General features: G+C 50.7%; 12 protein-coding genes. All 12 read left to right on the top strand.

Features of this window, described 5'->3' with window-relative positions:
• Positions 1 to 2: 2 nt before the first annotated feature.
• Complete coding sequence (locus P304_RS0111925; RefSeq protein WP_084417705.1) at positions 3 to 3,428, top strand: DEAD/DEAH box helicase; 3,426 nt, start codon at positions 3 to 5, stop codon at positions 3,426 to 3,428.
• 10 nt (positions 3,429 to 3,438) lie between these two features.
• Complete coding sequence (bioA, locus tag P304_RS0111920) at positions 3,439 to 4,809, top strand: adenosylmethionine--8-amino-7-oxononanoate transaminase (RefSeq protein WP_034765441.1); 1,371 nt, start codon at positions 3,439 to 3,441, stop codon at positions 4,807 to 4,809.
• Positions 4,797 to 5,456, top strand: a complete 660-nt coding sequence (gene bioD, locus P304_RS16375; RefSeq protein WP_051321656.1) for a dethiobiotin synthase — start codon at positions 4,797 to 4,799, stop codon at positions 5,454 to 5,456. Before bioA ends, bioD begins: the two co-directional genes overlap by 13 nt.
• Entirely contained in the window at positions 5,453 to 6,382 is a 930-nt protein-coding gene (locus P304_RS0111910; RefSeq protein WP_027390714.1) for a radical SAM protein, read from the top strand. Before bioD ends, P304_RS0111910 begins: the two co-directional genes overlap by 4 nt.
• A 312-nt stretch (positions 6,383 to 6,694) precedes the next feature.
• On the top strand, positions 6,695 to 7,192 hold the full coding sequence (locus tag P304_RS15480; protein ID WP_084417704.1) for an SLATT domain-containing protein: 498 nt from the start codon (positions 6,695 to 6,697) through the stop codon (positions 7,190 to 7,192).
• A gap of 14 nt (positions 7,193 to 7,206) precedes the next feature.
• The gene (locus tag P304_RS15475) at positions 7,207 to 7,791 is read left to right on the top strand and encodes a GTP cyclohydrolase II (RefSeq protein WP_051321655.1); all 585 of its coding nucleotides are present in this window, start codon (positions 7,207 to 7,209) and stop codon (positions 7,789 to 7,791) included.
• Positions 7,792 to 7,923: 132 nt separating this feature from the next.
• A complete protein-coding gene (locus tag P304_RS0111895; protein WP_152514546.1) occupies positions 7,924 to 8,178 on the top strand; it encodes a hypothetical protein in 255 nt (84 codons plus the stop codon).
• Positions 8,166 to 8,864: an ATPase gene (locus P304_RS0111890; RefSeq protein WP_027390712.1), complete on the top strand. Its 699-nt coding sequence runs from the start codon at positions 8,166 to 8,168 to the stop codon at positions 8,862 to 8,864. Before P304_RS0111895 ends, P304_RS0111890 begins: the two co-directional genes overlap by 13 nt.
• A 374-nt stretch (positions 8,865 to 9,238) precedes the next feature.
• Positions 9,239 to 10,561, top strand: coding sequence for an ATP-binding protein (locus P304_RS0111885; RefSeq protein WP_027390711.1), 1,323 nt, complete (start codon positions 9,239 to 9,241; stop codon positions 10,559 to 10,561).
• Between the two features lie 113 nt (positions 10,562 to 10,674).
• Positions 10,675 to 11,448: a TatD family hydrolase gene (locus P304_RS0111880; protein ID WP_027390710.1), complete on the top strand. Its 774-nt coding sequence runs from the start codon at positions 10,675 to 10,677 to the stop codon at positions 11,446 to 11,448.
• Positions 11,445 to 12,194, top strand: a complete 750-nt coding sequence (locus P304_RS0111875; RefSeq protein ID WP_027390709.1) for a methylenetetrahydrofolate reductase — start codon at positions 11,445 to 11,447, stop codon at positions 12,192 to 12,194. The genes P304_RS0111880 and P304_RS0111875 overlap by 4 nt, the downstream gene beginning before the upstream one ends.
• 64 nt (positions 12,195 to 12,258) lie before the next feature.
• Positions 12,259 to 12,984: a hypothetical protein gene (locus P304_RS0111870; RefSeq protein ID WP_027390708.1), complete on the top strand. Its 726-nt coding sequence runs from the start codon at positions 12,259 to 12,261 to the stop codon at positions 12,982 to 12,984.
• The last annotated feature ends 33 nt before the right edge of the window (positions 12,985 to 13,017 follow it).

Genomic DNA, 13,017 nt, shown 5'->3' with positions numbered 1-13,017 from the left:
AGATGAAGCAGCTTTCAGAAGAGTTCATGTCCTTAATTCAGCGGTCGCCTTTTGACTTCACCCTGATACGTACATATTTTTATCACGATGCGATAGAACGCGGCATGCGCTATTTTCATGAAAAGCGGGTTATGAATCTTACGGTACACAAACCGGAAATCTATCGTGGCTCATCGCAAGTGATTATTACTGCGTTGGTTGAAGGGACAGCGCGTGCGCCATATCGTGTCAAACTCATTATGTCAGACTGCCTGCCGACTCGGCTGCTCGATTGCGACTGTAATTGTCCCGTCGGCCCGCAGTGCAAGCACGCCGTCGCGGTGATTGCCGCATTGGCGAGCGATGTAACGAAAACTCATCCGGCCAGTAAAACACACACCAAACTCTCAGCAATTGATGTGTGGCTTCACTCACTCCAAGAGCCAGAAGCGTTGCCAACATACCTGAATGAAGTGTTCAGCAAGACGGCACATGCCGCGGGAATCGTTTATCTGCTGAGTGTCGATACCCTGAGCGATAAACGCCCAGTGGCAATGGTGACGTGCGCGAAGGCGGTACAACTTATCAATGGGATCTACCGCAAAAACATCACACACCTCTCCCCTGAGAAAATTTTAGGTATCAAAGAGAAAAAAACCTTTGCTTACGATGATCTTGATATCGAAATTGCCAGTTTGCTGTACCACCGTATTCCTCAGGTTGCGGGGTCGTACTCTCGTACCGGTGCCCGTTCGCATTGGCTGGTAGGCGATAAAGCCCCACTGCTGTTTGAGAAACTTCTCCAAAGCAAGCGGCTCTTTTACGTTACGTTTGAAGCGTGGAGTGGCATGGATAAGCCACTCACACGCGGTGAGTCGCGCCGCTTAACATTTGCGTGGCGTGAAGAACAAAAAAATTATGTGTTTGAGATGTCAGCCGAACCGGCCATGACGGAGTATTTTTGGGTTGATTCGCAGCTCTATTATCGCGACGCTTTGGCAACGCCATTGTGTGGCAAACTCGAACGGGCTGATTTGTGTTCGGAACAAATCCTTGCGCTGTTGCGTGCGCCAGCAATCCCCCGCAGCGAAGCTGAGCGGGTCAGCGAGGTCATCAGTGAACTCTTCGGCGAAGCCGATGTGCCAGTCCCGCTTTCCGGTAAACAACGTGCGCTCGAAGTGGTGGAAAATTGTCGACCCGTTCCAGAGCTGGTATTTCGTTCTATAATGACCGAAAGTGGTCAAGAGAAAAGGCGTATCGCTTCGCTCAATGTGCATTATGGCGCACATGTGATTGGTATCGATCCGCTTGAATCGGAAATGATTTGGAAAACGGCTGAGGCACGCTACCGTATTCTGCGTGACCAGAGCGCCGAATTGGCTATTGTTGAAACCCTGCGCGCGCATGACGGCCCCATTCCCTATCATGAAAACGTCTATTTGACACTCGCGTATGCCGCGAATACCGATTTCGATGCCATCCAACGCTGGAATGAATTTATCGAAAGCCACGTCCCAAAATTGCGCGAACTGGGATGGATCATCACCTTTGATCCTTCTTTTGCCCTAACGATTGAAGGAGTTGACGAATGGATTGGCACTTTTGAAGAGGGAGAGAGTAGCGAGTGGTTTGAGCTGAATCTTGGAATCCGTATTGGCGAAGAGACCGTCAATCTTTTGCCGATCTTGGTGCGCCTCTTGAGCGGTATGAGTGACGTAACGCCATTTTCTGAAAGGATAAAGCAACAAGAGTACTGTGCCGTTCCTATCGGAAAAGACCGTTGGGCAAAGATTGAATCTTCGCGCATCAGTTCTATTCTTGACACTCTGATCGAACTCTATAATCGTGATGCGCTGGATACAAATGGCAGCTTGGCTATCCATGCGTCGCAAGGGATTTCGCTCCTTGATGACTTGCTGAACAACCCTGCGCTGGAATGGAAAGTCAGCAGAAAAATGGCCGAAATGCGGCAGAAGTTTCACGACTTTAACGGCATTGCGCACGTTCAACCGCCAGTAGGGCTCCGAGCCGAGCTTCGTCCGTATCAGCGCGAAGGGTTGAGTTGGCTGAATTTTCTGAGTGAATTTGGTTTCGGTGGAATATTGGCCGATGACATGGGGTTGGGCAAAACCATTCAGGCGCTGGCGCTGCTGTTGCACGCCAAGGAAAATGGAACGCTGCAAGGCCCTTCGCTGATTATCGCTCCAACGAGCCTCATGAGCAATTGGCGACGCGAAGCGGAACGCTTTGCGCCACAACTGCGTGTACTGATACAGCATGGCGCGGAGCGCAAAGAGAATTTTGATTCCATCAGCACGTATGACATCGTTGTGACAACGTACGCCCTTGTGCGGCGTGATGAAGAGACTATCCGTGCGGTTCAATGGAACTATCTGATTCTTGACGAAGCGCAATCGATTAAAAACGCGACAACAAAAACGACGCAGCTCATTTATCAACTGCGCGCTAAACATCGCCTCTGCTTAACTGGTACGCCGATGGAAAATCACCTTGGCGAGCTTTGGTCGATGTTCCACTTTCTGATGCCAGGCTTTCTGGGAACCAACAAACGCTTTACGACGATTTTTCGTAACCCCATTGAACATCACAGTGACTTTACCCGCAAAGAACTTTTGCGCCGTCGCGTCCGCCCTTTTCTGTTGCGCCGCACCAAGGCAGAAGTGGCGACTGAACTTCCCGAAAAAACCGAAATTATCAAAAGTGTAGCACTGGAAGGTTCGCAGCGTGATTTATACGAAACCGTCCGTTTAGCGATGGATGCCAAAGTGCGCGAAGAAATATCGAAAAAGGGAACCGCGCGTTCGCAAATTATGATTCTTGACGCACTCTTGAAACTCCGCCAAGTGTGTTGCGATCCGCGATTGGTCAAACTCGAAAGGGCTAAAAAAGTGACACAGTCGGCCAAACTTGAGCTCCTTTTGAGTATGTTGCCGGAAATGGTGGAAGAGGGACGGAAAATCCTTCTTTTTTCCCAGTTTACCTCTATGCTTGATCTTATTGAGCCGGAATTGCAAAAGCGGGATATTTCCTATTCATTGCTGACCGGATCGACCACCAAACGTGAAGAAGCCATCGCTGCCTTTCAGGAGGGTGATGCCAGCGTTTTTCTTATCAGCCTGAAAGCGGGTGGAACTGGACTAAATCTCACGGCGGCTGATACCGTCATTCATTACGACCCGTGGTGGAATCCAGCGGTAGAGCAGCAAGCGACGGATCGCGCGTACCGCATTGGGCAGGATAAGCCGGTTTTTGTCTATAAACTCATAACCGAACACACCGTGGAAGAGAAAATTCTGGCATTGCAAGAGCGCAAACAGGTACTGACACAGGGGATGTATCACGCCAGTGAAGGGGCAGCGCAGATTGAGTCCGCCGACTTGCTGGATCTACTCAAACCCCTTGAATTTGAAAACGTAATCGCAGGATAAGGATACCACTATGACACTTTCCGCATCACAGCTCTCCATGAATCAGCGCGATAAGCGCGTACTTTGGCACCCTTTTACTCAAATGAAAGAGTGGGACGCGCTTGAACAGCGTGTGATCGTTCGTGGTGAAGGGGTGTATCTGATCGACATGGATGGCAACCGTTTACTTGACGGCGTCAGCTCCATGTGGTGCAACGTCCACGGCCATTCCCATCCACGTCTCAATGCCGCGTTGCAGCGCCAAGCCGCTACACTCGAACACTCCACCATGCTTGGCCTGACCCACCCGCTGGCGATTGAGCTGGCCGAAGCGCTGGTCGCCATGACGCCCCAAAATCTGACTCGCGTGTTTTATTCCGATAACGGTTCTACCGCCGTTGAAGTCGGGGTGAAAATTGCCTACCAATACTTCCTGAATCTGCATGGCGAAAAAAATACCCGCAAGCGCTTTATTAAAATGACCAGCGCCTATCACGGCGATACCCTTGGCGCCGTGAGTGTCGGCGGCGTTGATCTATTCCATGCCGCGTACGGGCCGCTCTTGTTCCCCACGGCGACGATCAATAGCCCCTATTGCTATCGCTGTCCGGTTGGTTGTGCGGATAACACCACGTGTAACCTTGCCTGTCTTGAGCCGTTCGAACAACTCCTCACGCGCGAAGGCGACCAGTTTGCCGGATGTGTGATTGAACCGATGATGCAAGGAGCAGGCGGGATGATCCCGTACCCGGCGGGCATGCTGCGTCGTATTGCCGATGCCTGCCGCAAAGCTGGTGTGCTTTTGATTTGCGACGAAGTGGCCACCGGTTTTTACCGCACTGGCCCCGCGTTCGCCGTTGATCACGAAGGAGTTGAGCCCGATATCCTGTGCCTTTCGAAAGGGATCACCGCCGGCTACATGCCGCTGGCGGCCACGTTGGTAACCGACGAAATTTATCAAGCCTTTTACGATGACTACATGACATTCAAAACCTTTTATCATGGACATACTTACACCGGCCACCCGCTGGCCTGCGCCGTGGCACTGGAGAACCTTACTATGATGGATGTACCTTTTCAGCAGCATGTTACCGCGCTGATAGCCGCGCTGCGCGAGCATTTAGAACAGCTTCTGCGTGAGAACCCTTTCGTGGGCAATATTCGCCAATGCGGTTTGATGAGTGGCGTCGAAATCGTCCGCGACCGCGCCACCAAAGAGCCATTTCCGCTGGCAAATCGTACCGGATTCCATATCTGCCGCGCTGCAACGGAGCGCGGAATTTTCCTGCGGCCATTGGGCGATACGCTGGTGATTATGCCACCGCATGTCACGTCGCGTGATGAACTCGCTTCCATTTTTGCGGTGTTGCCGCAAGCCATAGGTGCCGTATGTCAGCGCTAACGTGGCTGGTAACTGGCACCAATACCAGCGTTGGGAAAACTTGGGTCGGGTGCGAATTATTGCGTGAAGTGGCACGCCAGCGATCACGCGCCGTGGTGCGCGGTATAAAACCGCTGGAATCAGGACTGTCAGAAGTTGCCAAAAAACAGTGGGATGCCACGCTGCTTGGCCAAGCGTCGACGCCAGAAATCGGCACGCAAGATGCCCTTGGCAAAGGCTATCTTGCTCCGCTGTCACCACTCCACGCCGCGCAAGCCGTTGGTGAAATGCCAGATTTTAATGGCGTATGCCGTTTCGTGGTCGGACATCAACTGGAAAGTCACTTTTTGCTTGTCGAAGGGGCGGGCGGCATTGCCGTGCCCATTACGCCGCACCGCACGTATGGTGATCTGGCGCGCGCGCTCAAATGCCCCGTTATCATCGTTGCGAAAGATGAACTCGGCGTGATCAACAGCACCGTATTGACCGCCCACTACCTCGCATCACAGAAAATCCCACTGGCCGCAATTATTCTGAATCGGATTGGCAGAGTCACTCCGGGAGATCATAACCTCCAGTATCTTGCGGAATGCTATCCTGGCAAAGTGTTTCTGGCCGACCACATGCCCGACGTTGTTGCTCACCTTTTGGCTGAGCTTGATGCATGAACCCGCCGCGCTGGAAACACCTTTTTGGGCCAGTCAATTCGCGGCGCTATGGCCGCAGTCTGGGGATCAACCTCTTTCCCGCCAAAGTTTGCACCGAAAATTGCATCTACTGTGAATGCGGCACAACGACGGAACTAACGACCGAGCGGCGCGAATATGTGCCGACCGCTGAGGTCTGCCGTGAGCTGGAGTTGTTCCTCGCCACCGCACCCGCGCTGAATTACATTACCTTTGCCGGAGCGGGTGAACCCCTGCTGCACAGCGGATTTGGCGAAATCGTCCACTTTCTCAAAAAACATTTTCCCGCCTACCGCGTGTGCCTGCTGACCAATGGCACACTCCTCACCGATCGTGCGGTTTGGCCGGAAGTTGCGCGGGTTGATCTCGTGGTTCCCTCGCTTGATGCCGTTACCCAAGAAGTATTTGAACAGATCAACCGCCCCGCTGCTGGCACCAGCGCCAGCGCCATCATCGACGCCCTCCGCGAATTTTCACAGCAGTTTGAAGGTGAAATACAACTTGAAGTGCTCCTGTTGCCGGGAGTCAATGACGATAACGCCGAAGTGCAGCGCATTGCCGACGCTTGCCGCACCATCCGCCACACCCTTGTGCAGGTGCATACCCTCGACCGCCCCGGCACCTGCCACGAACTGCAACCCCTCCGCCCCGAACGGATGGCGGAACTAGCACGATTTTTTGACACCGCCACCATGCCCACGCGGAGCTACGCCGCGAGTGCAGTGGAAAGCATCGACCAGGACGAGCTGCGCCACCGCGTGATTGCCCTGGTAACGTTGCGCCCTTCGACTGAAGAAGACATGGTGAGCGCCATCGGCGCGGAGCGAGGCTCGCTGCGCGAAGTGCTGCAAACGCTGGTGGAGAGCGGCGTATTGCAGCGTGACGGGGAGTTTTATCGGGGCGCGTGAGTTGGGGAGAAGAAAGTGCAGTAGGTAACGATGGCTGTGGCGACAGTAGGAATGACACAGAAGATGGGTGATAGCGCTTGGATGTTGTGCTATAAATGGTGGTGTGGATTGGCGAGAGGGGGTCACGTGAAGTTCGGGTTTTCGGTGTTTTGCTCATATCATCGGGATAAATAGAAACCGGGTCGGTTGAGTAAATATGGAAGGTGGACACGTGAGTTTTCCATGTTTGGCGCTTGAATATTACGATAGATCGAAAATTTTCCAAGCATAGGGGCATGTTATACGCGATGAGCAGTGGAGAGGAGCGTTTTGATGTGGAAAAGAAGGAAACAACCGTCGCAGTCCGAAACAAAACCACAGACTGCGGAAGAATTTTGTTTGGCGGTTATTAGGGGTTTTGAAGAAAAGGCCTCACACAATAAAAGTGAATCAATGCTGTGCTTTTGGTTTTCAATGGGGGGAGCGCTGTTCGCGCCGTTTTTTATAGCTCTGGGGTCTGGCATTGCTGAGGCTCTTGGGTGGGCTTGTGCTACGTTCTGGCTGGAAAAGGTAATTCCGAGCATACTCTCTGCGTGCGTTGCTTTTTCAACCGGCTGGCTACAGCTGCGTAAGCCGCAGCAACTTTGGTCACTGTATCGAACCTCACAAAGAAAACTTGAAGACAACCTGCAAAAGTACCGCTTTTCAGTGGGAGGCTACGCCGAGGCTGAGAGTCCAGATAAAATGTTAGTTGAAAACGTCACAAAGATCGCTTTGGATGCACACTATGAGTGGCTTCCAATGGTTCCAAGTCCCGAAAATATGGGATAAGGTGGGAATATAACATGAAGCATTCGTCAACGAATCTCAAAACAAGATTTGGTGAGTTCAGATTTCATTGCTTCTCTTGGGGTCTGCATGAAGAAGACAACATTTTGGTTCTTGAAAACGATCAATTCTCGGGTGCGCCACTAGTTCGAGTGCAGAGCGCATGTTATTCGGCGGAGATTTTTCGCAGCTTAGACTGCGACTGTCATGCTCAGCTTTCGAAGAGCCAAAGACTTATTGCTGAAAATGGTGGCTATTTGATTTATATGCTCTGCGATGGCAGAGGTGCAGGCCTTTTGAACAAGTTGAGAGGTATGGCGCTTGGCGAGCAGGAAGGCCTTGATACATCTGACGCCTATAGGAAGCTTGGGTTACTTCAAGACCCAAGGGAGTATCTTCGGGTCTCTGAAGTAATCAAGCATTTCCGTCTCGAAAAGATACAGCTTCTAACCAATAATCCTCGGAAGATTGAAGGGCTAACAAGCGCAGGAATTGATGTGGATAGAGTACCCTTAGAGATTGATTCGACAGAGGACACTAAGCCTTACTTGGAGACTAAGGCGAAAAAGATGGGGCATTTGTTGTCAGAGTTCGGACAATGATTACGTTCAATGGCAATCAGTTTGTGTCCTTCATCCACCGGAATCACTTTGCGTGCCGCTGTTGCAAATGTTAATCGAAAAAAGAACCCTGAATTTCTCTATAACATCCTTCAACAGTTCGGAGGTAATGCGATGAAAAAAAATAATCTGAAAGTAATCCGCAAGCATAGTCGCAAAGAACCAATGGAAGACAATCGGACGCTAACACGCATTGCCAGCGAGGCTTCGCGCCATGCTATTCAGCAGAGTTTATCGGCTGATGTTCCGGTGCTTTTTGAGCGTGATGGCTACCTTGTCAAAAAGACACCTGCGAACGGGATCGTCAAGGTGCGTAAACTGCAGGCAAAAAAGCCTTTTAATCTGCGGGAGTACTTGTGCCAAGATTAAGGCTGGTTGCTGGCCCGAATGGCTCTGGAAAAACAACGCTGACAAAGGAGTTGATTCGAAAAAACATACCACTTGGGCAATATCTGAACCCGGATGATATTGCGCGCCATATTTCAATAAATGCAATTATAGATGGCATGTACAATGAGAGGGGCTTTGTTGGGAGTGACCGTAAACCAAAAGAATTTTCCTCGAATTTTGAAAATATATTTGCTGCCATTCTTGCTCAAAATGTATCCCTTGGCCTTCGCGAAGATTGGGTTGAGCTTGGCCTTTCTATGACGTGCGAGTCCGTGATGAGTGATAAGCGGCATTTGGATTTTGTTGATCGCGCTATAAAAAGTGGTTACGAAGTTTATCTCTACTATATTTGTATTTCAGATCCCGAACGCAATATAGAGCGTGTGCGCCAGCGGGTGGATAATGGTGGGCACGACGTGCCGCAGGAAAAAATAGTGGAACGCCACAGAAAGAGCTTATTGCACCTTTTTGACATGGCGGTAAAGTGCAAACGGGTTTATCTGTTCGATAACTCGCATGAAAATTCTATTCACTTCGCAGAGATTACTCCAGATGGCTACCTTGACATATCAGAGAAAGATTTTTACAAATTTGATCATGAATGGTTTGTAGAAGCTCTTCTGAAGAAATGGGATCGTGCAAAAATACGCATTGCGAGCTGGTGATCTTCTAAAATGGGACATGGCTTTTACGGGAAAGCGAGAATGAAACTGTCCGATTTAATTTAAAAGTGGTAATTATTATTTCCGCCTAGTTGATTCCCGTGTCATTTCGACGAGCACTGCGAGGAGAAATCTGGATCTCTCACTTCGTTCGAGATGACGGGTGAGAGCGACAACGCCTTATAATATTGATATTTAAGTTTTCCTGCGCGTGACAAAAGCTTGAGTCCGTTTTTTACACTGCTGGTACTATAGCGCTTTTTCTACACCTCAAATATTTCATATCTGCATTTTTACGCGCATAAAAGTGTGATTTTATTTCTTTTATTGCGCGAAAAAGTGTAGAGTCTTCCCGATTACTTGCGGGAGGGTGTGCTGTGGAACGTGCATTGCTGTCGGAATTACTTGGTTGGAAAGCGAAAAACGAGCGAAAGCCTTTGCTTGTCGATGGTGCCAGGCAGACGGGAAAAACGTATTTGTTGCAGACGTTACTGGGGCAAAGTTTTGAGCGGGTTTTGCGGATTGATTTTCTGGAGTCTCCGGACATGGCGCAGGCTTTTGCTGGCTCGCTTACGCCAGAAGAGGTGCTGTCAAATATCGAGTTGCTGACCGGTCAGGTGTTCCATCCGCAAACCGATTTGTTGATTTTTGATGAAATAGGGGAGTGCCCGCGTGCGGTTACTTCTTTGAAATATTTTGCCGAACAGGCACCACACCTGTTTCTTGCTGCGAGTGGTTCTAATATTGGGTTATTGAACACCTTTCCTGTTGGTAAAGTTGAGCAGTACAATTTGCGTCCGCTGACGTTTCGCGAGTTTTTGGTGGCCGCCAATGAGCCAGTGCTGCTCAAAGCGTATGACAACGAGGTCAACTCTGCGGCCGCGCATACGAAGCTATTTGATATGTTGACGGATTATTATTTTACGGGTGGTATGCCGGAAGCGGTGAGCACTTGGTTTCAAATGGCGGATCAAAGCATTGTCGAGCGTGTCAAAGCCGTCACGCGCATTCATGCGGATTTGGTGTCGGGGTATGTGCGGGATTTTGGCAAGTATTCTGGAAAAGTGGATGCGGGTTTGATTGAATCTGTTTTCAGGGCGGTTCCATCGCAGCTTGCTGCGGTGGTGGATGAGTCGGTCAAGCGGTTCAAGTTTAAAAATGTCCATGAGCGTAAATCCCGTTATCAGGAGCTTGAAAGCGGAATTACTTGGCTTGAAAAGTGCCGCCTTGTGCTGAAAAATTACCCCGTCGAAGGTCATCCCCGCAGCCCATTGATGCCTTACAGAAAAGAAAATATGGTGAAGTTGTTTTTGATGGATGTTGGTGTGTTGAATCACATGCTGGGCATAAGTTACAAAGAAATTAAGCAGCAGAAATATGAATATAAGGGCTATGTTGCAGAAAACTTTGTACAGCAAGAACTGGTGGCGATGGGGATTGACCCGACTTTTTCCTGGAACGACGCCAGGGCAGAGATTGAATTTATCGCTACGGATCAGGCCGGAAATGTTATCCCGCTGGAAGTGAAAAGCGGTACGCGTACTCGGGCGAAATCGCTCCAATCGTATATCGAAAAATGTAATCCGACGAAGACCATCAAACTGACTGGCACACAAGGCTCGCTGCTACAGGAAACGCGGCATCTGGTTTATCCGCTTTATTACACGGCGCATGCGGCAAGAAGGCACTTGCTGAGTTGAATTGTGCGCTGGCGTATTGATTCTTTGGGGAAAAAGTGAAATATTCACACGCTGCGTGGTATTGGCACCCGTGCAGTATACGTATAGAAAGATCAATGGGCTGTTTCTCATCTATGAACTACATCGATATTCACACACATTTGCTTTTGAAAGATTACAACTACGCGGCCACTCCGGCGGCGCGCATTGCTACTGCCATCGAACATGGCGTGACGACGATTATCACTATCGGCACGGACACGGTGGATAATTTTACCAACCGTGATTGTGCTGATCAGTGGGCGGAAGTGTTTTTTGCGGTCGGCATTCATCCTTCGGAATGTAAAAGCATCGCGCAGGTTCAGGCGGATCTGGCATTGGTTGCCCCTTTGTGCGCCCATCCGAAGGCGGTGGCCGTTGGCGAAACGGGTTTGGATTACTACTGGACGACGGAAACCAAGGAAGCGCAGCAGGCGTCGTTTGAAGCGCATATTGCTCTGTCGCAGCGCGAAAATCTCCCGCTGATTGTTCACAGCCGTGAAGCGTGGGCGGATACGGTGGACACATTGCGTCGTACCAAGGCGCGCGGGGTTATCCACTGTTTTACGGGTACGAAGGATGAGGCGGCGGCCTATCTTGACCTTGGTTTTTATATCTCTTTCCCGGGGATTATCACGTTTCCGAAAAAGATCGATGCCCTGCGCGAGGCGGCGCGTTTTGTTCCGCTTGACCGGATTGTGCTGGAAACTGATGCGCCCTACCTGTCGCCGGTGCCGCACCGCGGCAAAGAGAATCAATCCGCGTATATGCCACACATTTATCAGGCGTTGGCTGATATTAAAGGGATTGATCTTGCCACCTGCTGCGCCCAGATTAACGAAAATGCCCGGAGGCTGTTTGCCCTATGACCACCCGTATTGCTATTGAACTGGTTCCTCGCACGCGCGAGGCGCTGGAGCTTGAATTGCAGCAGATTCAGCAGAATTTTCCCCATATCACGGCGATCAACATTCCCGATCTGCTTCGCTTTGATATTCGCAGTTGGGAAGGGTGCGCGATTGCACGGCAGTGGTTCCCGCAAACGATTGCCCATATTCGCGCTATTGATATGCACCCGTACAATCCGCTGCACATGATCGACTATCTGCGCGCGCATGAGATTGGCGAAGTGTTGGTGATTGCGGGCGATCCGCCGCAGAATCACGAGCGGGTCATTTACCCGTCCACCAGCGTGGATATTATCCGTAAATTCAAGCGTGAAGCGCCTGAAATCAAGGTGTATGCAGCGATTGATCCGTACCGCAACAGTTTCCGGGTGGAGCGCGATTATATTCGCCACAAGCTTGATGTCGGGGCGGACGGGTTTTTCACACAGCCCTTTTTTGATTTGCGTCTGATGGAGATGTACGGTGATCAACTACAGGGGCAGACGGTGTTCTGGGGGGTTTCGCCGGTAACGTCAGAAAAATCGCGTTTTTATTGGGAAACGCGCAACAATGCCATCTTCCCGCGCTCGTTTGCCCCCACTTTGGAGTGGAACCAGCAGTTTGCGCGGCAGGCGCTTGAGTTCGTGCGGCGCAGTGGTTTTGATATCTATTTTATGCCGATCAAGACGGATATTCTGAAATATTTGAACGGAGTGCTGGTCGAGTAGTTTTTACTTATGCTTTTGCGCCTCCCTGCCGATACCTGACTACAGGATCACAGGGAGGTGAACCGTGGAGCTTTCAACACTATCCAATCCATATGCCCGCCAATATCCCAATACCGCCATGCAGCAGGGGAGTTCCCAGTCGCTGAGTGGTCTTGTTGCGTCTGATCAAAAGGCAAAAATAGAAGTGCAAACCAAAGAAGGCGACCGCGTGACCATTACCATGGCGCGCCAGAGTCAGAGTGCGTTTGGAACCTATTCGGCCAATGGCACGATGGCCGGTGGTGCGTATCAGAAATCGGGATCGCTTGAATACACAGCGCAGCGGCATGAGTTTTCGTTTGAAGTGGAAGGCGATCTTTCCGACGAAGAACGGCAGGAAATTGAGGCACTGACCAGCAGGTTGGGGGCAGCCGCCGATGAATTTTTTGCGGGCAAGCCGATGAATCTGAACGAGATCATGGGATTCAAAGCGAACTCGCTTGGTTCTTTCCGCATGGAACTGGAAGAGACGAAAATGGTAGCGCTCCAGTCTACGCGCAGCCAAGTGGGTGCGGAGAAAAAGCATCCGTTGATGGAACGTTTTGCCGAAGAGGGACGCACCAGTCAGGATCGTCTCGGCACAGAAAATAACCGCTTTAAGGGTATGTTGGGTCGAGCGCTGGAAAACGCTTTTGGCAAGTCGCTTTCGGTGAAATCGGTACTGGATCAGGTGATGGAAGCGATGGCGCAGCAGCGCACGGCTTTGGAGAAGAAAGAAGAAGCTACTGAGGTCGCGCCACTTTCAGCATAATGGTTACAACCGCGCCTGTTGCGCGATGAGATA

Source organism: Chrysiogenes arsenatis DSM 11915 (genome assembly GCF_000469585.1).
Classification (GTDB): domain Bacteria; phylum Chrysiogenota; class Chrysiogenetes; order Chrysiogenales; family Chrysiogenaceae; genus Chrysiogenes; species Chrysiogenes arsenatis.
The sequence above is the reverse complement of the archived record's forward strand: the minus strand, read 5'-3'. Positions and strand labels throughout refer to the sequence as shown.